Origin of the sequence: Streptomyces sp. NBC_01268, from assembly GCF_036240795.1 — a bacterium.
Lineage (GTDB): Bacteria > Actinomycetota > Actinomycetes > Streptomycetales > Streptomycetaceae > Streptomyces.
On sequence record NZ_CP108454.1, the window covers coordinates 22,658 to 42,645 of the forward strand.

At 69.2% G+C, this 19,988-nt stretch carries 17 protein-coding genes and 3 pseudogenes; 11 read left to right on the forward strand and 9 right to left on the reverse strand.

The window, feature by feature from the left end:
* Positions 1-53 precede the first annotated feature (53 nt).
* Positions 54-869, forward strand: a complete 816-nt coding sequence (locus tag OG309_RS00095) for a hypothetical protein (protein WP_329417101.1) — start codon at positions 54-56, stop codon at positions 867-869.
* A 5-nt stretch (positions 870-874) separates the two neighbouring features.
* On the opposite strand, the gene OG309_RS00100 is transcribed toward OG309_RS00095, so the two are convergent.
* The 4 genes from OG309_RS00100 to OG309_RS00115 form a co-directional block, all read right to left on the reverse strand.
* Positions 875-2,272, reverse strand: a complete 1,398-nt coding sequence (locus OG309_RS00100) for a hypothetical protein (RefSeq protein ID WP_329417102.1) — start codon at positions 2,270-2,272, stop codon at positions 875-877.
* A 33-nt stretch (positions 2,273-2,305) separates the two neighbouring features.
* Positions 2,306-2,725, reverse strand: coding sequence for a hypothetical protein (locus tag OG309_RS00105; protein ID WP_329417105.1), 420 nt, complete (start codon positions 2,723-2,725; stop codon positions 2,306-2,308).
* A 245-nt stretch (positions 2,726-2,970) separates the two neighbouring features.
* Positions 2,971-3,219, reverse strand: coding sequence for a hypothetical protein (locus OG309_RS00110; protein WP_329417107.1), 249 nt, complete (start codon positions 3,217-3,219; stop codon positions 2,971-2,973).
* 470 nt (positions 3,220-3,689) lie between these two features.
* A complete protein-coding gene (locus OG309_RS00115) occupies positions 3,690-4,826 on the reverse strand; it encodes a DUF4238 domain-containing protein (protein WP_329417109.1) in 1,137 nt (378 codons plus the stop codon).
* Positions 4,827-4,962: 136 nt separating this feature from the next.
* Here OG309_RS00115 and OG309_RS00120 point away from each other — a divergent pair, with 136 nt between their 5' ends.
* The 6 genes and pseudogenes from OG309_RS00120 to OG309_RS00145 form a co-directional block, all read left to right on the forward strand.
* Positions 4,963-6,360 (forward strand): DNA-binding protein, encoded by a 1,398-nt coding sequence (locus OG309_RS00120; RefSeq protein ID WP_329417112.1) that lies wholly within the window; start codon positions 4,963-4,965, stop codon positions 6,358-6,360.
* A 183-nt stretch (positions 6,361-6,543) separates the two neighbouring features.
* Positions 6,544-7,275 carry a TnsA-like heteromeric transposase endonuclease subunit gene (locus OG309_RS00125; RefSeq protein ID WP_329417115.1) on the forward strand — a complete coding sequence of 244 codons (732 nt, stop codon included), beginning with the start codon at positions 6,544-6,546 and terminating at the stop codon, positions 7,273-7,275.
* Complete coding sequence (locus tag OG309_RS00130) at positions 7,239-9,371, forward strand: Mu transposase C-terminal domain-containing protein (RefSeq protein WP_329417117.1); 2,133 nt, start codon at positions 7,239-7,241, stop codon at positions 9,369-9,371. The genes OG309_RS00125 and OG309_RS00130 overlap by 37 nt, the downstream gene beginning before the upstream one ends.
* Before the next feature lie 74 nt (positions 9,372-9,445).
* On the forward strand, positions 9,446-10,414 hold the full coding sequence (locus tag OG309_RS00135; protein ID WP_329428052.1) for a TniB family NTP-binding protein: 969 nt from the start codon (positions 9,446-9,448) through the stop codon (positions 10,412-10,414).
* A gap of 225 nt (positions 10,415-10,639) precedes the next feature.
* Positions 10,640-11,500: pseudogene (locus tag OG309_RS00140) on the forward strand (helix-turn-helix transcriptional regulator); the annotation flags it as partial.
* 173 nt (positions 11,501-11,673) lie between these two features.
* Positions 11,674-11,962, forward strand: a pseudogene (locus OG309_RS00145) (HNH endonuclease); the annotation flags it as partial.
* A 258-nt stretch (positions 11,963-12,220) separates the two neighbouring features.
* Here OG309_RS00145 and OG309_RS00150 read toward each other — a convergent pair.
* Both OG309_RS00150 and OG309_RS00155 read right to left on the reverse strand, forming a co-directional pair.
* Entirely contained in the window at positions 12,221-12,466 is a 246-nt protein-coding gene (locus OG309_RS00150; protein WP_329417118.1) for a hypothetical protein, read from the reverse strand.
* Between the two features lie 894 nt (positions 12,467-13,360).
* On the reverse strand, positions 13,361-13,762 hold the full coding sequence (locus tag OG309_RS00155) for a MarR family winged helix-turn-helix transcriptional regulator (RefSeq protein ID WP_329417120.1): 402 nt from the start codon (positions 13,760-13,762) through the stop codon (positions 13,361-13,363).
* A gap of 162 nt (positions 13,763-13,924) precedes the next feature.
* Between OG309_RS00155 and OG309_RS00160 the strand changes: the two genes are divergently transcribed.
* Together OG309_RS00160 and OG309_RS00165 are read left to right on the forward strand one after the other, a co-directional pair.
* Positions 13,925-14,872, forward strand: a complete 948-nt coding sequence (locus OG309_RS00160) for a quinone oxidoreductase family protein (protein ID WP_329417122.1) — start codon at positions 13,925-13,927, stop codon at positions 14,870-14,872.
* Positions 14,873-15,928: 1,056 nt separating this feature from the next.
* Positions 15,929-16,276 carry a hypothetical protein gene (locus tag OG309_RS00165; RefSeq protein ID WP_329417125.1) on the forward strand — a complete coding sequence of 116 codons (348 nt, stop codon included), beginning with the start codon at positions 15,929-15,931 and terminating at the stop codon, positions 16,274-16,276.
* On the opposite strand, the gene OG309_RS00170 is transcribed toward OG309_RS00165, so the two are convergent.
* Both OG309_RS00170 and OG309_RS00175 read right to left on the reverse strand, forming a co-directional pair.
* Entirely contained in the window at positions 16,257-16,541 is a 285-nt protein-coding gene (locus OG309_RS00170; RefSeq protein WP_329417127.1) for a hypothetical protein, read from the reverse strand. The genes OG309_RS00165 and OG309_RS00170 overlap by 20 nt on opposite strands.
* A 387-nt stretch (positions 16,542-16,928) precedes the next feature.
* A pseudogene (locus OG309_RS00175) lies at positions 16,929-17,608 on the reverse strand (IS5 family transposase); the annotation flags it as partial.
* Between the two features lie 197 nt (positions 17,609-17,805).
* On the opposite strand from OG309_RS00175, the gene OG309_RS00180 reads away from it, so the two are divergent.
* Both OG309_RS00180 and OG309_RS00185 read left to right on the forward strand, forming a co-directional pair.
* A complete protein-coding gene (locus OG309_RS00180) occupies positions 17,806-18,555 on the forward strand; it encodes a transposase family protein (protein WP_329417130.1) in 750 nt (249 codons plus the stop codon).
* A gap of 173 nt (positions 18,556-18,728) precedes the next feature.
* On the forward strand, positions 18,729-19,478 hold the full coding sequence (locus OG309_RS00185; RefSeq protein ID WP_329417132.1) for an RICIN domain-containing protein: 750 nt from the start codon (positions 18,729-18,731) through the stop codon (positions 19,476-19,478).
* Between the two features lie 261 nt (positions 19,479-19,739).
* Here the strand turns inward: OG309_RS00185 and OG309_RS00190 are convergent, their stop codons facing one another.
* The gene (locus OG309_RS00190; protein WP_329417133.1) at positions 19,740-19,889 is read right to left on the reverse strand and encodes a hypothetical protein; all 150 of its coding nucleotides are present in this window, start codon (positions 19,887-19,889) and stop codon (positions 19,740-19,742) included.
* Positions 19,890-19,988: the final 99 nt, after the last annotated feature.

Genomic DNA, 19,988 nt, shown 5'->3' on the forward strand with positions numbered 1-19,988 from the left:
GGCAGCCGCTACGGTCTCCTCCAACCGACTACGCCAACGTGAGGACCGCCCACATGGCCAACTCCCCGTCGATACCCGTAGCTGCCAATCCGACTTCGCCACGCGACTTCGACTTCTCCCAGGTCTTCTTCAGCCAGGCCCTCCGCGCGGCGCGGCAGGCGAAGCAGTACGCGAAGCAGGCCCAGGCCGAACAAACCGGATCCGAGCGCCGTGCCCGCGAGCGCGAGGCGGTCGGCCAGGTCATCGTGCTGGCTCAGGCCGCTGTCGAGGGCTACATCAACTGGACCCTCATCAGGGCCGGTGTGACTGCCGGGGGGAACTCCTTCAACCAGCACAGGGACGCCTTCCTTGACGCCGTGAAGGTGCTCGTCCCGAAGGCGCCCGCGTTCGCCTGGTCGTTGGAGAACGAGTCTTTCTTCCTTTTGCTCAACCGGTGGCGCAACTTCCTCGGTCACTCCGATGAGAAGGCGCGGGAGAACCTGGCGATGCACCTCGCCAGCCTGGGCGAGGTAGAACCTGGAGCGGCGGACACCGAGCTCGTCGCCCTCCTCACAATGGAGCTTGCCGAACGCATCATCAGCGGCGCCGGAGCAGCCTTCGACAACGCTCGGTCTGCCCTTGGGACGGCGCCGTCCGCGACCGGGGCGTGGGTGCCGCTGGACGAGCAGGAGACCCCTTCGCTCGAAGACCCTGTCACGCTGCGGGCCGTGCTGAGGATCTCTCTCAGGCAGGCCGGAGAGGTCAGGTTCACCGAGGCGGAGCTCGCCGCTGAAGCCCGGCTTCAGGCCGCAGCAGGCCAGGGCCTCAGGCTGGCCCCCGGCACTGCTGGCGACGGCACCCAGTGGTCCGTGAGCGTCGCTGCGGAGTGATCTCGTCAGGCTGTTCCAGCGCTGATCTCGAAGCGCTGGAACAGTGCTGGCAGGAACTGTTCCATGAGGGCTTGGGCGTCACGGGCTTCTTCAAGTTCGTCGTGGCCGAACCGGAAGACCTCGTACTTCCTGAGCTTGAGGTCGCGGTCGGCGGCCACCATCTCCGCGTACTTCGCGGTGTCGGGGCGCCGGCCTTCGTCGCGGGTGTAGTGCTGGGATCCGTCGACTTCCAGAACGATGCGCTGTCCGTACGGAAGCAAGAGCAGGAAGTCCATGCGGGAGCGGAGGAGGGCCTGAGGGCCGCGTTCGCGGACCGTGCGGGGGTCCCAGTGGAGCCACACCTCGGGGAGCAGCACGGGCAGGTCGTGGACCCTGTCGCCGAGGACATGGTGGTAGGCGCCGAAGAGGTTGCGTTGGCCCGGCGAGTTCTCGGGCAGGCAGCGGTGGAGTCGCTTGTAGAGGGAGGCCTTGGCCTCGGCGTCGTTTTGGATCTTCTGCGTGTCCTGCCACCAGGCCTGGAGGTCGCGCCAGCGGAGGCCGTGATCGGGTGTCGGGCGGTCGTAGACCAGTTGGTTGTCCGGGTCGCCGACGATCTCGATGTCGTTGTCCATGGCGTTCTTGAAGCGGATGTCGGGCTTGGTGAGGGACGCGAAGATGATGTTCTTCGGCTTCCCGTTTCCGCCGAGGCGGGTGGAGACCAGGGTGAAGCGCGGGTAGCCGCCTTCAGTCCCCGTTTCCCTCAGTTCAATGGCTGCACTGCGGACGTGTTCGTTGATCGTGTCCACGAGGCGCCGTTGTGCGGATTCGTCGAGGAGGACGTCGGCGGAGACGATCGCTTCGAGGAACCGGGCGAACCTGGCGTCGCCAGCCTCGAAGGCGCCCAGGTGCTCGAAGAGGTCCTCGGTCGTCCAGTCCCCCGGGTTCCGGAAGACGTGCTGCTCGATGTCCCCCTTGATGCTGGGGCCCTGAGAGCCGAAGAACGCATCCAGGACGGGGCTCAGCTCGCTGCCGAGCACCCAGTACTGGCCCAGCATCGCCATGAACCGGCTCTCGCTGGGCGTCATCACGTCCAGGTCCAGGTGCCTGGCCAACTCGCGCCGGATCCTCGCGGGTATCTCCGGCGGCGAGGACTCCGCCCAGAGCGCATCCTCAATCCGGAATCTCTGCGGACGACTCCCCTGACCTGCGGCCAAGATACGGGTCGCCACGAGCGGGAGATCGCTGTCGGTCACCTGCGCGAAGCTCCGCTCCAACCGCTCTGCCTTGGTTCCCTCCTCAGGAACTTCTGGCATGCCCAGCTCCGCGAAGGCCGCGTTCAGTCTGGGGTGTGAGTGCCCTCCGAGCAGAGCGACGACGTCGCGCACCGCCCGTCGAAGAAGCGAGCGATCCCTGCTGTCGGCCATCCGTCGATCCTCGCAGAGGGCACCGACATCCCATCAGGAAATCGGGGCACCGGCCTCTACCGCCAGCACGAGACGGCCACCACCTTGGTGGACACCGCGAAGGCAGTCGTCCCAGTCCGTCTGCGGCAGCCACGCCTTCTCCATGAGGTGGGCCGTCCAGTCCAGGAGTTGCTCCCACGACCGGATCTTGGCCGCGGGGATGTCGTAGGCGCCCGCGCCTGGTGCCGGATCACAGCGAGCGTGGTGTGCCTGCCAGCGCACCTTCTCGGGGTAGTCGAAGATGTCGCCCCCGCTGAAGGAGAGGGATCCATCGGCGTCCGTTCGCTCGGACTCCCATGCGCGCACGGACTCTTCGGTGCGACGGACCTCCGTCGTGTCCACCCAGAGGTATCCGTCGTCGTCGGCGATGGGCTTTCGGCATCCATCACAGATCAGGTTCAGTGCAGGGGCCACATCACGCTCCAGGTGTCGCTTCCTGCGTACAGACTGCCGTAGCAGCCCCCTCAGGCGGGCGGGAATGCGGCGACGGGGCAGCCCACGCACGGCGAGCTCGCACAGGCCCATGAGACGGCTGGCGCGGACGTGTTCCGCGAAGACCCACGCGAGGGCGGCCAGTGCTAGAAGCGGGCAGCGTGATCCGATGCGGAAAGCGAATACGGTGCTACGGCTGCGGTACGCGCACGGCCGCCGGGAGACGTTCAGGCGTCTGCGGCGAGGGCTGCGGCGGCCGCGCGGGCCACGGCGGGGTCCGCCCGGATCGCCGCGACGATCGCCTCGGCACTCACACCGGCACCCTGCGCGGGCACGGTCCGGCACACCCTGTCCCCCAGCTCCGCCAGGAGCGCCTGCGCGGTCGCGCACTCCTCAGCCAGCTCCGCGTCGTCCTGGGCGAAACCGGCGCACCCTGCGTCCAGGGCGGTGCTCAGGCCGGTGAACACCCTCTTCATCTGCCCGGGGCAGCGGGCTGTGGGGAACAGACTTCACTGCGAAGCGAAGGGCGCTGGACCAAGCCCTGCAACGCCGACTTCAGAATGGCCGCTTGTCGCCATGAACTCGCTCTCACGCCCATCGGGCAAGCGGAGCACTCCCGGGTCCGCGTCGAAGAGGTCAACGCGGCTTCCCGGATCTGCCAGTGTGATGCTGCCAGCCCAGGTGCTGTCCCGGTCCGACTCGCGGTTGTCGCTCCGGAGCGGGTCGTAGCGCAGAACGAGGGACGCGGTGACCGCGACTTCGCGACCGTCAGGCATGACAACGACAGCAGGGCCCGCATAGCGCTGACGGCCATCGCCTGGGTGGAAGGGCGCTCGAGGATCCATGCCGAGAGGCTAACGCGCAGCACGTGCACCTTCTACGTCCCCCGGCCGTCACTCAGGCACGCCGGACTGCTCGGGCCAGATAGTTGGCAGCGTCTCGCGGGTCAGGCATGGGCCGTGTCTGGGGAACGAGGCGGTGGATGCTCCACGGTCCAGCGACGTTCGATGTTCAGGCTGGGCGGGAAAGCGGCGTACTTCAAGATGTACTGAGGAGCGGAATGTGTCTGCCCCTCCCAAGGCTTGGGCTGACTTGGGCTGTTCGGCTTCCAATGCTTCCAGGGATCGTGCTGCGGGTGGTGGATCACGAACTGGTCAGCTACGTCGTACGCCACCTCCACAAGTGCGAAGCCGGTGGCGCCCTCGGCGTGCATCAGGTGGTCTACGTGCTTATGCCGGTCGGTGCCCCGGGTAGCGGGGCTGGGTAGAAACAGAAAGCGGTGAGGGTCCAGCGGGAGCAGGATGTCGCTCATTGCTGCAGCACGCAGTTGGTCTTCGTCGTCGGGGCGGTTCCATATGGCGACTGGCGTATCGCTGGTTAGCAGACACATGTCGCTGAAGCCCAGCGCCCACGGACGTGCTTCCAGGCGAAGCGCCAGCGTGGCGATGTTCTCGACGATGTAGCGCAGGTGGGAGTTGTTCTGTGCGAGCGTGTGCACTCCCTGCGGGAGGCTGGTGATATCCGGCGCTTCGGCCTGCTGGTGGGTAAGCCGTTTTCGTTGGCGCGTCGTGCGCAAGATCTGAGCAGCCATCCACCATGCGAGGACATGGCGCTGGTCCGGGCTCAACGGCCAGCGCGGCGTGAACGCCCAGTCCGGGTCGTTCAGAAGGACCTTCAGCACTGTTTCGGCTTGTCCCTCGAGGGAGGTGAACAGTTCCTCGACAGCGTGGTGCGGGACCCCTTCAGCACTGATCCCCCAGTAGTAGCCGGTCTCGGCGGCGATGCCGGGGGGCGTCACGGGAAATGGCTCATCGATCTTGTCGAGCCGCCGCACGTTCAACTCGTACTTGCGGCTTGCGACGTGCTGAGCGAAGTGCTTCAGGTACATCTGCGGCACTGTGTGATCCCGGGTACCGCCTGCCTTCGTTGCCCGCTTCCGCGACGACGCCTTCCCCACGGCTGCCTCCCTTGTCTGGCTCTCCACGCCAGTCATACAGGGAACCGAGCGAGGGGTGTCAGCGGATTTCTTGGGGCACCGCGAACTGTCTAGTGACCAACCGCAGCGTTGTAGGGCCTTGGACATGGGGGTCCCGTGCCGCGTGCGGTGGCGGGAGCTCCGCCACGACGTCGTTCACGGCTCCTCATCCGGTTCGTTTGATCTTCTAGGCATCCGTTGCGAACGTGCCCGTCCGGGGCTGCGAACACGGCACTGTGGTGGAGTGTTCCATCACCTTGGCCTCCTGCGGACCGCTCCCCTGCAGGGGGAGACGGCCTCGTCGCTGATCTGCCGCATCGCGAGCTGCTACGGGCTGGAAGCGAAGGCTTTGCGGTCCTGCTGGCACTGGCACAACCATCAGCCCAATCACGATGGCGGCGCCTGTCGGGCTGACGCCGAAGTGCTGCTGAACGCAACCGGGCGTCAGCTCCTGGCAGATCTGTGCGGCGTCGACGAGGACGTGCTGGCGCGTGCGCTGCCGTCCTGGGCGGGGCAGGACGGCGAGCTGCCGGCCGAGGGGGATGGAGTGCCAGCGGCGGCGTGGCGGGTTGGCGGCGTTGTTGCTGGGCCGGTGGCGTTTGGCTGTCGGTTGTGCGCGGCCCGGCGCACGGGGACAGCTTTCCGGACGATGCGGTACGCCCCTCGGTGGGATCGGGTGTGCGTGCGGCATGGGCGGTGGCTTTTGGACGCGGACGCCGACCAGCCTCGTGAGTACCTGGACGTGCGGCAACTGCCGGAGGTGGTCGCGGCGCAGCGTCGGTGGAGGGGGGTGGCGCGGCGGGCCGTACGGGCCGGGGCCGAGCCGGAGCGGGTGTTCGCTCTGGCATGGGCGGTGGTGGCACGGTGGTGGGATCAGGCGTATGGCTGGGAGCAGGAGACGGTCTGGCCGCGGCGGCTGCACCAGGTCGCGGGCGGGGATGCGGGTGGTGATCTGGAGTGGTGGCGGGTTGTGGGGCGGGATGCGGTCGTCTTCCCTGAGGTGGTGGCGGTCGCGGACGCTCTGCTGGATCCGGGCATGTCTGAGCTGGTGTGGGTGGACAGTGGTGCGGGGCGGCCGCGGGCGCTGCCCGCTGACGGGATGTTCTGCCGCCGGCTCGGGGAGGGGGTCGGGCGCGCGTGGCTTGGTCCGTTGGCGGCGACGGATCATGGCGGTCCGTTGATCGCGTGGATGGGCGGCGTCATCCGTCGGCGCCGCGGAACCGGCAGCCCGCCGGGGTACGCGGACGATCCGTGGTGGGTGCGCCAGGAGCATCAGCCGGTGACCATGGCCGGGCAGCTTCGGGTGCTGGGCAAGGAGAAGCGGGCGCCGGGCTCGGGGACGATGTGGCGGGCGGTGGTGCCGCCCGAGCAGCGGGCGCGGATCGGCAGTCTCGTCGACAGTGCTGAGGAACAGTTGCTTCAGCTGCGCCGTGTGCAGAGCGGGCCGACCGCCGATGTAGCCCAGCAACTGCTGCGCGGTCTCGGTCACTGCGCCGGTCTGATCGAGGCGGCCTGGAAGCGGACCGCGGTGGCGGCGGTGAACGGCGGGGTGCCATGGGAGGAGGTGGCCCGGTGGGCGGACGTGCCCGTCGAGGTTCTTAGGAGCATGCTGACGACAGGCGGGCGGGAAGACGGCGGCTGAGAACGACGGGACGGGGTGTCACCTGTTAGCTGATAGGGCACTCGTTTGTGGCAGAAATCCTGAAAACAGCGATATCTGCCGGCGGGAGCGGCTTGGCTGACGCAGGTGATCAGCACAGGGGCGACCCGGCCTGGAGGCCGGGCAGGGCGAGTGGCCGTGGATCGAGGGTGCGGGTTCGAGGCGGTGTTCCTCGATCCGGTGGGGCAGCCGGTCCAGCAGCGGTGGGCGGATGCCGCCATGACCGCGGCGTTCGAGGAGCTGCCGCCGGTGTCGGCGTTCCCGGTGATCCCGGGGCGGCGCTGGGGGCCAGGCCTGTGGTGGTCAGCAACCACCGGGCGGCACGTGGCTGCGGGGTCGAACGCGATGCGTACCCAGCTGATGGTCTTGGACCGCGACCCGCATGTGACCGGGCTCGCGGGGCGTCCGGTGCGGCTGCTGTGGCGGGACAATCGGGGGCGGGTGCGTTCCTGGGTGCCGCAGCTGTTCGTCCGGTACCGCGACGGCACGGGTCTGCTGGCCGACTGCCCCAGCCACCCAGAAGCCGGCGGCGACCGTGCTTTGAAGGCTGCCGAAGCGATGGGCGAGGCGTGTGAGGAGATCGGCTGGAACTACCGGCGCCTTGCGCCGCTCGACGATGTGCCGGCCGCCAATCTGAAGTGGCTGGCCGGCTACCGCCATCCCCGCAACGCCGGCCGCCTGGGCCTGACGCCCGCTGTTGTGGAGGTGTTCGCGCGGCCACGGCCGCTGCTGGAGGGAGCCGAAGCTGTCGGTGACCCGATCGAGGTTCTTCCCGTCGTCTTCCACGCCCTGTGGCACGGACAGCTCACCACGGACTTGGAGGTGCCGCTGCACGAGTGCGTCCTTGTCGGTCCCAGGGGATGGAACGGTCTGGGCGGGACGGGAGGTGCCGGGTGAGCGCGCGGCGCACTGCGCGGCCGGCCGTGGCGGTCGGGGCGCATGTCTGTTTCCGCGGTGTGAAGTGGCAGGTGGCCGCCCTGTCCGGGCAGACCGTTCACCTCGTCGGCCCGGACGGCGGTGGCGAGGCGGTGCTCGCCGGGTACCTGTTCGCCGATCCCGGCTTCAGCGTCATCGGGGCCGACGCACCGCAGGCGGCCCCGCAGTGGGGGCTGTTCGAGACCGCGCCCGCCGCGGCGCGGAACAAGGCCCTGGCCTGGCAGCGGCACGTGAGGGAAGTCGAATGCGGCCTTGCCGACGGGCCCGGCAGCGGTGGAGTGGTGCGGGAGCAGTACGACCCCGCACGGCACACGCTGGCCGAGCGGGAGCAGGCCAAGGCCGAGGAGCTGACCGCCCTGGGGTTCGGGCGGGTGTCGCGTACCACGGTGCAGCGCATGCGCCTGGCCTACCGCAAGCAGGGACTGTGGGGGTTGCTCGACCACCGCACCACCCGCGCCTCCAGCCCTACCGGGCGCTGCGACGAACGGGTCGTCGCCGCCGTCCGTGAGGCGCTGCGCCGCCGGCGCGGGCGTTCCAGGGGCACCATCAGCGGCCTGTTCCCGCTGATCAACCAGATTCTCAAGGAGCGGCACGGCCCCGGTGCGGTGCCCGTTCCGTCCCAGGCCACGCTGTACCGGCTCGTCACCACGCTCGCCCGCCCCGGTGAGCTGCCCAGTGGCCCGGTGCGGCAGGTGCCTGCGAGTGTCGAGGGGCGGGCTTTCACCCCTGCCACGGCGCTGCGGCCGGGCGAGCAGGTCCAGATCGACACCACCCGCCTGGATGTTCTGGCTCTCTTCGACGACGGGCGCCTGGCCCGGCCCGAGCTGACCATCGCTGTCGATGTCGCGACCCGCTCCATCCTGGCTGCCGTGCTGTGCCCGAGCGCGACCAAGGCTGTGGACGCGGCCCTGCTGCTGGCGGAGATGGCCGTCCCTCACCCGGCCAGGCCGGCCTGGCCGGACATCCTGCGCATGGACCATGCCCGCGCGCTCCCCCACCAGCGGCTGGCCACGCTGGACGAGCGTCTGGCCGGTGCGGCGGCCCGGCCGGTCGTCCTGCCGGAGACGATCGTCGTCGACCGGGGCAAGGTCTTCGTCTCCGCCGCGTTCACCGCCGCCTGCGAGACCCTCGGCATCAGCGTCCAGCCCGCCCCGCCCCGCGCTCCCACCGCGAAGGGCATCGTCGAGCGGACTTTCGGCTCCATCAACGCCCTGTTCTGCCAGCACCTGCCCGGCTACACCGGATCCGACGTCACCCGCCGCGGCCCCGATGCCGAGAAAGACGCCTGCTACAGCGTCGCCCAGTTGCAGGACCTCCTCGATGAGTGGCTGGTGCACTACCACCACCGGCCTCACGAAGGGCTGCGCCACCCGATGATGCCCAAGAAGGCCCTTACCCCGAATGAGATGTGGGGCGTGCTCGTCGCCGTCGCCGGACACGTACCCGTCCCATTGACCGGGCGCGATTACCTCGAACTGCTGCCCGTGCGCTGGCAGGCCATCACCCCCGCCGGCATCACCATCCACCACCGCACCTACGACGCCGATCTCCTCGCCCCGCACCGCGGCCAGGCCTCCCCCGTCGCCGGCCGCGGCGGGAAATGGGAGATCCACTACAACCCCCACGACGTACGCCAGATCTGGGTGCGCCTGCCTGACGGTGAACTCACCGAGATTCCGTGGATCCACCGCGACCACGTCCACCGGCCCTTCGACGAACGCACCTGGCAGCACATCCGCACCCAGGCCGTCGACGGCAGCCACGGTGACGCCGAGCAGTACGAAGCCAGCCTCGCCGACGCCCTCGACCAGCTCATGCGACGCGTCCACAGCGGCCACGCCACCAAAACGGATCAGGCCCTCATGGCCCGCACCGCTCACATCCCGCTTCCCACAGCCCGCAATGGGAACCACGGCACCGAAGCAACCGCCGGCAGCCCGGAACAGCGGGACGACGACAGCATCGACGACCTCGACGACCTGCCCGACGACGTCAGCCCCGCCCCGGCCACCGGATTCGGGCTCTACAACGCGCACGAGGAAGCCGCCACATGGTGAACCCCGGCCAGACAAGCGCGAGCAGCACACAAGGCGGCACCGACGACAGCGGCGAGGCCGAGCTGTCCTGGCCCCTGACCACCTGGCAGGGCTGGCACCGATTCGCCACCACCGACCCACCCACCCCGCCCAGCCCCGGCGACCCGCCCCGCAGCACAGAAGAACGACTGGCCTACCACTCCGCGTTCGTCACCATCCGCACCCCCGCCATCAGCCAGCTCGCCACCCAGGTCCGCACCCTGATGATCCTCGGCCGCCACCAGCAGACCACCGCACGGCCCTCACTGATCGTCACCGGACCCGCCGCAGCAGGGAAAACGACCGCACTCCTCAACGTCGGCCGTACCTGCCACCTCGCCCACACCCGCAAAAACCCCGCACCGCCCGGATCAGCACACGCAGCAGTACCCGTCGCGTATGTCCTCGTCCCGCCCGGCGCGACCGCAAAGACCCTCGTCACCGAGTTCGCCCGCTACCTCGGCATCCCCACCACCGCGCGCATGACCCAGACCCAGATCACCGACGCCGTCTGCCACACCTACACCCAAGCCGGTGTGCAGCTGGTGATGATCGACGAGATCCACCGCCTCAACCCCCGCACCACCACCGGCGCCCAAACCGCCGATCTGATCAAAGACCTCAGCGAACGCCTGCCCGCCACGTTCGTCTACGCCGGCATCAACGTCACCGAAACACCCCTGTTCAGCGGGACACGGGGTGCCCAGCTCGCCGGACGCGCCACCCTCGTCGACTGCGGTCCCCTCCCCGCCCGCCACGGCACCCGCCACCCGTTCCGCGACGTCATCACCGACATCGAAAACAACCTCGACCTCCACCAGCACACACCCGGCACCCTCCCCCGCCACGCCCCCTACCTCCACCAGCGCACCGCCGGCCGCATCGGATCCCTCACAAGGCTCATCCGACAAGCCGCCATCACCGCCATCCACGACGGCACCGAACGCATCACCAAGACCACCCTCGACGCCATCCGCCTCGACCACCTCGCCGAAACCCACCACCGCCCCCGCCGAAGCCGATAAGCCCACCCCGCCGAACAGGCAGAACAGCCCTGACCAGCACAAACACCAACCGGGCCTTTACACGCTAGAACTACCTACAACACACCCAGCCCCACTCAACACAGAACACATATCCCCAGCCCACACACCACAGCCACCCCGTCGAACCGCCAACTCAACCTCTCAACAAACCCACAACACCCCAGGCCACCAACGACCCGACACACCAACAAACCCCCCACCGAGCGTTACCGCCGCACCCAGACACGCCCCGAACAGGTCGGTCTCACCATCGGCGCCGGCCTGCGCCGCACCCCGGGCCTGCGACGCGAAGAGCTCGCCACCCTGGCGGGGATCAGCATCGACTACTACGTGCGCCTGGAGCGCGGCAAGGAGACCCGGCCCAGCCCCGCCGTCCTCGACGCCCTCGCCCGCGCGCTCCACCTCGACGACCAGGAACACCAGCACCTGCGCGAGCTCGCCGTCCACGCCGCCCGCTACGCCCCCGAACCGCCCCCGGCGCCCAGCCGCACCGTGCACCCCCACCTCAAACTGCTCCTGGAGACGATGCGCCCCAACCCCGCGTACATCGTCAGCCGCAGCATGGACTTCCTCGCCTCCAACCCCGGCGGGCTCGCCCTCTACACGGGCCTGGCCGACTGGCCGGTCAAGCAGCGCAACCTTGCCCGCTACCTCTTCCTCCACCCCGCCTCACGCGACCTGTTTCCCGACTGGGACCGCCAGGTCCGCGCCTGCGTCGTCCGCCTGCGCGCCACCGCCGGCACCATCCCCGACGCCCCCGACCTGACCAACCTCGTCGGCGAGCTCCTCCTCAAGAGCCCGGACTTCGCAAGGCTCTGGGAACGCTACGAGGTCACCGGCAACAAGCCCGCCCGCAAGACCTTCCACCACCCCCAGGTCGGCACCATGCACCTCACGGGCCAGTCCATGTTCCTCGACGGCACCCCCGGGCAACGTCTCGGCGTCTACACCGTCGAACTCGGCACCCCCGACTACGACGCCATGATCCTTCTCGACATGACCGCGCCCAAGCCTGACCGCGCCCCCACCGCGAAGGACGAAGAGCAGCAACGCACGGACTCCTGAGCCGACTTCCGGAGCGGCCCCCGGAATCTCATGGAATAGCGCATCGAGAACGCCTCTTCACCAGTACAGGACCTCCTCGCCGCGCAGGCGCACCAGTAGGAGCACTGGTGCGAAGCGCTCAGACAACCGCGCCAGGCACGAATACCGCACGGTTCGAATGACGCTCCCCGCCAGCTGGCGCCAGCGCCTGGACGGCGCAGCGCAGGGAGGCGTACGCCAACGACCAGGACGCCTCCACGAGTCTGGTCGCGGTGAACCGCGCGGTCCAACCGGCAGAAGGCCGACCAGGACCCGCAGACCTGGCTCCCCCCGGTCCCCGAACCGGTGTGCCGGTACCTGTCCGAGTGGGCCGGCACCAAGCTGCGCTGGAGCCTGGCTGCAGATGCCGGCGAGCGGGACGCTTTGACCAGGCTCGCGGAGTCTTGCCCTGACGCCACGGTCAGCTACGAGCAGGCCCTCTGACCACTGGCGTGCGGCGGCCCGGTGGCCACCACGCGGTGCGTGGCCCCTGAGTGCCGTGAAGCTGACTCGGCGCGGTGCAGGTGTGTCTCCCGTGTGGTGCGCGGATGTGGTCCGCTTCCGTAGAGGGGCGTTGCCCCCGGAACCGGCACCCTCCAGTTTGAAAGGTCCGGGCCCGGCTCTGCGGCTTGGCCGTTGCAGCTGCTGTTCGATCGGCGGCGCTGTTGCGCCGCCGATCGAACACGTCGGCGCCGGCTTGGATCAGCCGAAGGTGACCTTGTCGGTCCACAGGTCGTCACCGGTCTGGATGACGTTGCCGTAGGAGGCCTGATGTGAGGTGCGTCCGCCTCGGTAGAAGCGGACGTTGCCCGTCTTGTACATGGCCCAGAAGTCGGGGATTCCGTCGGCGACAACCCGCTCGACATCCCGGCCCTGGAGGCGTTCTTCGCGGCGATCGCCGTACTCCTGCGGGCGGGTACGACCGTCGTCGCCGAAGCCGCCTTCCAAGACCGTCTCTGGCGCCCCGGGCTGGAGCCGCTCGCGGAGTTCGCCGACCTACGGATCATCCGGTGCACCACCCCCGCCTCAGCCATCGCCCGACGTATCGCCGACCGAGCGCACAGCGACCGCCACCGGGTCGCCCATGGAGACAAGGCTCTGCTCGCCGACATGGAGGCCGGCGTCTACGACCCTGACCGGTTCATTCCCATCAGCCTGGCCGCCCCTAAGCTCCTGGTGGACACCTCCGACGGCTACGCGCCCGGCATGGCGGAGATCCACAGATTCCTGCTGCGGCCGGGCAGGGCCGACTCGGGCATGCTGCCCGCGTGAAGCCACCCGGGATCGGCGAGGTGACTGAAGCGCGTGTCGCCCGCTACCTCCGCGAGCGGGCTACACCTTCGCGGTGGAGCCCGAGTTCGGCACCGGCCGCCACCCCGACTACCTGACCACCGCAGGCGAGCACACGCTCGTCGCCGAGGTGAAGGCGCTGGAGACCTGTGACATGTTCGAGAACACTGTCCCGAGCCAGGTGATGCACCGCTCGTCGACCGAGGATCCGGCCCCGACCCGCAAGCAAATCACAGCATGGCCGACGGGTGCCAGGCGCGGCGCAAGAGGCCGAAGACCCAGAAGTCGCAGACGTCACCGTTGACGACGCAAACAGGTCTCGGTGGCTATCCGGGCGTTGCTACGGCCACGAGCCGCCGGCAAGGCGGTCGCCGCCCGCTGCTGCATCTGGTGCGGGGCTGGTGGCCGTAGGCCCTCTTCTTCAGCCGGTGGCACTCAGCCGCGGTCAGCACCACGGGCGCGGCAGGGCAGGCAGACCTCGCAGGCAGGTCAGCCGAATCTTCCGGGGTCGTACGGAGGGACGGGGCTCGTGCGCGTCCGGCGGCTGAGGACTCAGGTGGCGGGCGGGGCCGTCGCGTGGCGCGTCTGCTGGATCAGCACGGCAGTGGCTCGTTCCAGGAGTTCGCAGAGTGCTGCGTGTTCGGAGGGCGTGAACGCGTCGGTCAGTGCGCGCTCAAGGATGATCACCTCCTGGTAGGCGCGGTCGAGGACGGTCTGACCCTCATCGGTCAGGGTGGCGATCTGCACCTTGGCGTGCACCGGGGACGTCTCGCGGCGGATCAGTCCCTTGGCGTCCATGTTGGTCAGCACACTGCTCATGCTCTGCTGCGTCACCCCGCAGGAGCGGGCCAGCTGGGCGCCGGACATGCCGCCTTCACGCGAGAGGGCCAGCAGCACGGTGTACTGCGTCATGGTCAGCCCGTAGCCGCGCAGCACGGCCTCGTGATGCGCCATCAACGCCTGCTCCGACCGCCTGATCCGGGTACAGAGGGACTCCTCGACCGGGGTTTCCACGATGCACTCCTACTCAACTAACAGATTCATGGGTTGACTCAGGAACCTTATACACCTAGGTTCCAGTATCAGGATACTGAGTCAACGCAAGGAGCTGTACTCATGAAGGCTGTCCTTCTCGACGCCGAGGGCCACTACCAGGTCGCCGAACTCGATGAGCCCGCTCCCGGCCCCGGCGAGGTGGCGATCCAGGTCGCCTACGCCGGAATCCAGTGGGGGGACACCATGCTCCGGGACGGCCACTTCCCCGCCCCGCGCCCCTTCGTCCCCGGATTCGAGGCGTCCGGGTACATCTCCGCGGTCGGCGAGGGCATCGACCATGACCGCATCGGTACACCCGTGGCCGCACTGACCGCTGCGGGCGCCTGCGCCGAGGTGGTCGTGGCGCCCGCCGTCCTCAGTCTGGACGTCGGCGACCTGCCACTGCGGACGGCCGGGGGGCTCGGCTGGGCCGCACCGACCGCCTACGACCTGATCAACACCGCGACTCGAGTACGGCCCGGCGAAAGCGTGCTGATCCATGCCGCGGCCGGCTCGGTAGGCACCCTCGCCGCCCAGTTCGCCCGGCTTGCCGGGGCCGACCGGATCGTCGGCGTCGTCGGCAGTGCGGCCAGAGCCGACTACACGGCCCGGTTCGGCTATGACCAGGTCGTGCTCCGCGAAGAGTTCCCGACCGAGCTCGGCGACGAACGCTTCGACGTGATCCTCGACCCGGTCGGCGGCTCGACCCGCCGCACCGGCCTGGAGCAGCTTGCACCGCACGGCCGCCTTGCGGTGTACGGCAACCTCAGCACCTACGAACCCGTCCTGGCCGACACCAACGACCTGCTCATGCAGGGCAAGTCACTGATCACCTACAACAGCAACCTGCTCAGCCGGACCCACCCCGAACGCCTCGCCGACAGCGCCCGCCGCGCACTCGGTCTCGTCTCAGACAGTACGGTGCACGTGGACATCACCGCCGAATACGAACTGGCCGACCTGGCCACCGCCGTACAACGGCTCGCTGAGGGCGCCACCTACGGCAAGAGCATCCTGCGCATCGCCTGACAAGGCGATAACCCGCACAACCTCGCCAACCACCAGCCACCAACCACCCGGGCGGGTGAACCGCGGTGCGCGTCGGCAGCACCGTGACCACGCCGACAGGGCTCGGTCACAGACAGGCCACACCGGCCGACGCCCCCCTGGCCGCCGACCGGACACCGCGCGCGGCTCGGCGCGGGGACGGCGATAGTGGCCGCAGGACCCCGCCGGCCACCCAGACCACGAGCCGCACACCCCTGTCCCCACTGACCGTCCAAAGCCAGCGGCCCGCAGGTCAGACCCCGTGACCAAGGGGCTCCGTGCGCGCCAGCACTTCCGCGTGCATGACGGGCGGCATCGAGGGCACACGGAGGTGGAGCGAGTGGGACACGCTCACTCACCGGAACCCTCCGGCATCCCCCGCCGCCGGGGCCCCCACAGGTGAACACCGCCCGCACCGTCGTGGGTGCGCACACGAGGAGCCCCCCGACCGGAAACGGCCCGGGGGACTCCTCACCATCCAGGCCCGAGAGGAGCGTGGCGAGCGCTCCCTCGTCGTGGCCGCCGGCGTCGCTCGTGCGGCTATCGGCCAGGACGATGCGGCGGGCGGTGGCGTCGTCGCACTGGCAGACGGCGACCTGGGCGGCGGGCACCCGCTTGCGGACGTGGCGAGGGCGCACAAGCGCTCCTCCTCGCCGGCGCGGGTGACCAGGCCCTAGGGGCCGGAACCGTGGGGCGGAGGGCCTACAAGGTGTGGTTGCCGGCGAAGACGTCCAGCTCCCCGTCCTCCTGCTCGCGGACACCAGCGGGCGGAACTGGCCGTTCCCGGCCAAACTCTCCAGGATCATCCCGACGTCCCCACGGCGCGGGCCGCCAAGAGACGGCGCCGGCGGGCCCGGTGGTGGTCGTCATGGTTGGGTCTCTCCTGGTCGGCCGGAGGTTGGGCCGCAGGAGGATAGGCGCCCGTGGTGATCACTTCCGGAGGAAGGATGATCACTCGTTGTGGTGATCGGGGACCAACGGCCGCGACTCCCACTCTAGGTTCTGATCATTCATCGCCGAACGAAAGGCGGATCAGCCGTGGTGAAGAGGGCTCTTGGAGCGGCGCTGGCGGCAGCGGGGCTCGCCCTGGGAATGGTGGTCGGGACGGGAGGCACGGCCTACGCCGTCACCTGCCCCTCCTCGGCTCACCCGAGGACAACGGGCGGGGAGGCGAGTTGGCAGCTCACGTGCGACCAGTGGGGCCACCTGACCGTCCACGGGTGGGTGGAGGACACCCTGCCCGACAACCGGTGCGCACACGTCACCATCAAGCCCCAGAGTGAGCAGAGCCGGACAATCAAGGCATGTGGCTCCGGCGTGCGAAAAAACTTCAGTGAGGTGTTCGTCGACGAGTACGAGGCAGAGGTCAAGCTCCGCGTCGCCTGACGACACGTGACCTCGCACGTCGCAGGGCCCGCCCGGGTGGGGCGAGCCCTGCAGCGGCACCAGGAGCTTCGTCCCGGCTCATCGTGCTGATCGGGCCCGCGTCGATATCGACGCCGAGGTCACCGAACCAGTAGCCGAGGGTGTCGACGACGTCGCCGCCGTTCCAGCTCCCACCCGGATCCTCGTCGGCCTTGATCAGGTTGAACAGAACGACGATCGCCTCACCCCCGGGCGTGGCCGGGTCGAACTGCAGGCGGTGAGCCATGGTCTTCTCCTTGTCCTGGCCAAGGCGGGATGGGAGCTACTCGAGGCTGGTGCTCGCCGAGCGGTTCCAGACCTCGGATGCCGGGCGGGACCCGCTCTTCTCGCCGGTGTGAGCGAGCCCCGTCTCCGGGGTGACCCCCGAGGCCTCCATGCGCTGTCCAGGACACGGCCGGCATCGCCAAGGCCGCGCCGCAGGCGGCCCCGCACGGTGCGCAGGGCCGCGAAAGGCCCGTTGGCCTGCGGGATCACATGAGCACGAACAAGGACACAAGCCGGGACACGAACCGAAACACCAGGACACGGCACAGACCCCCGCGCGGCCCGGAACGACGAACCCGCCGCGGAGGGGCCGGCTGTCGCCTCAGGCGTTGCAGCACCGGACCGCCACCCGCTCGACTACCCAGCGGGTCTTGCCCAGGCCGGAGCCGTGTGGAACACCGCGTCGGGCGATCTTGGGCGTGATGCCGCGGGCCCAGAGGATGCGGCGGTACTTGTCGTAGTCGTAGCCGCGGTCGGCAAACAGCCGGCCCGGCCGGTGCCGCTGCCGCCCGACCAGGCCGCGGATGCGGGGGATCGCGTCCAGCAGCGGTGTCAGCTGGGTGACGTCGTGCCTGTTTCCGCCGGTCAGAGTCACGGCAAGGGGAGTGCCAGGTCGGTCGACGATCAGGTGGTGCTTGCTGCCCGGCCGTGCGCGGTCGATCGGCGAAGGTCCGGTGTGAGCCCCCCTTTCAGCGCTCTGACGTGCGAGCCGTCGATCGCGCAGTCGTCCATGTCCAGCAGACCTGCCTTGCACAGCTCGGCCAGGAGCACTTCGTGCAGGCTGGGCCAGACTCCGGCCTCGGTCCAGTCCCGCAGATGCCGCCAGGCCGTCACTCCACTGCAGCCGGTCCGCTCGGCGGGCACGTCTCTCCAGCTGACGTTCTTGCGCAGCACGTACACGATGCCCCGCAGGGCCGCACGGTCGTCCGCCGGCAGCCGCCCCGGATACCGATGACGCCGCGGCGGCCGGGGCGGCAGCAGCGGAGCGATACGTTCCCACAGGTCATCAGGCACAAGATCATCCGACACCCGCAACACTCTGCCGTCAACAAGCCCGACAACCATCCCCCAGCAGCGAACTCATTCTGAAACGATCAGTGAGCTCTTTCAGGGTGGCCACTGATCGAGTGACCCCGGTCGAGTCAGTACGAGGACCGCAACGCACAAGGCTCCCGTGCCGTTGAGGGAGGTGTTCGAAGTCTCAACCCATCGGCACAGGAGCCCTGTTGGTTCCCCATCCTGCCGCACTCGACCTGCCGCACGCCCTGGTCGAGTGGGTATCCATGCTCATCGTCACCCGTGAGGGTGACCGCCGCTGCAAGCTCCCGCCCCACCAGCGTGCTCTCGTCGGCCTGGTCTACCTTCGCCGGCACGACACGCTCGCGCAGATCGCCGCCGGCTTCGGCATATCCGTCGGCACCGCCCACGCCTACGTCAAAGCAGTCGTCCAGCACCTGTCCGGCCGGGCACCCGGACTGCTGCGGGTTCTGCGTGAGACCGGCCCGGACTACGTCCTGCTCGACGGGACCCTCGCCGAGTGCGACCGCGTCGACGACAGCCGGGCCGACTTCTCGCAGAAGCATCGCCGTCACGGCGTGAACGTGCAGGTCGTCGCCGATCCCGCGGGCAACCTGCTGTGGATCTCGCCCGCGCTGCCCGGCCGCACCCATGACCTGACCGCGGCCCGCACCCACCGCATCATCCGGATCTGCGAACGCCAGGGTGTCCCCGTCCTCGCCGACCGCGCCTACATCGGCGCCGGCCCCTGGGTGACCACACCCATCAGACGGCTCCCCAACCGGGACCTCAACCCGACCCAGCAGACGATCAACCGGGCCCTGTCAGCGGCGCGGGCACCGGTCGAACGCAGCATCGCAAGGCTGAAGACCTGGCGAATCTTCCGCAAAGCCCGCTGCAGCCCCAACCGCATGACCGCGATCGCCGCAGCCATCCTCACCCTGGAGCGTCAACGCTGAAAAGGCTCAGTAAGCGCCATTGCACGGACCGCTGGCGTGATCTCCACCCTGCGTTGTTGACCATGCTCACATCGCACCCGAAACTTCCACGTGACCCGCACAACTGTCGCATCGTCACCACGGCCTGTCGGCAGGCGGGTTGACCGGCTACCCGTCTTCGTGAGGATCTTTCGATGCGCCGTACCGCCGCGCTGTTAGCCACCGTCCTGCTCGCGGGAGCCGCCGCGCTCATCGCGCCCGCCGCCGACGCCGCCGAGAAGCCCGCCCCCGCGCGGTCCGCGGCGACCGTCCCGGGCCCCGGCGGCGTCGGGAGCTGCGTCGAGTCCGGCTCGTCCGCCACCTGCACCGGCCTCGACGAGATGCAGACCTGGAGCGTCGGGGGCACCTGCGCGACCTGGGACTGGAACACCAACCTCTACAGCTTCTCGCAGACGTGGAGCGGCTGGGTCAGGGGCAACACCACCGCCTCCGCGAGCTGCTTCCCCACAGGCACCTGGTGGGGCGGCGGCGTCTCCTTCGGACCCGCCGTCCCGGCCGGACCGGTCGGGCAGGTCACGGGCCTCGCGGGCAAGTGCCTGGACGTACGCGGCGGCAGCATGGCCAACAAGACGCCCACCCAGATCTGGGACTGCCTCGGCAACGTCAACCAGAGATGGAAGATCGGCACCGACGGCACCATCCGCGCCGTCGGCGTGTGCCTGGACATCTGGGACGGCCGCACCGCCAACGGCACCCCGGTACACACCGGCCCCTGCAACGGCAACATCGCCCAGCAGTGGTCGGTCCGGAGCGACGGCGTGATCGTCAACACGAAGTCCGGCCGCTGCCTGGACGTCCGGGGCTACGACAGCACCAACGGCAACATCGTGCAGATCTGGGACTGCAACGTCACCTCGAACCAGATCTGGCACCTGCCCGTCTGACACGACCCGGCCGCCCAAGCGGCGCCCAGGGTCGGCCAGGTGCTCGATGACGTACGCGCGCAGGCCGTCGAGCACCCCGCCGGCGTCCGGCCCCGGTCACGCCCACGCCCATACGCCCCGATCCGCCGACGGCGGCCGTACCGTACGGACCTCCCACGGCAGGACGCCGACTCCATGCGTTCGGACAGCACCGGTACACGGCGGGCCGTGGCTACGGTGCCGGGATGTCCGACGAGGCACGCCCCTCCATAAGACGTCATCTCATGTGATGAGGTGCTGTCGGATGAACGGTGCCGTTCCCAGGACGAGTGTGGCGAAGAGGGTCAGTCGTTGAAGTCCGGGCTGAGCGGCGAGGTTGCTGTGCTGGATGCCGTGGACCGCGTACCAGTTGGCGGCGAGATCGGTCGCCATGATGGCGCAGGCGAGGTCGATTCCTCGGCGTTTACCCGGACGGCTGCGATGCCGCAGGCCGATATGACCGCCCAGCGCGGGGTGTGGTGCATCCGTCCG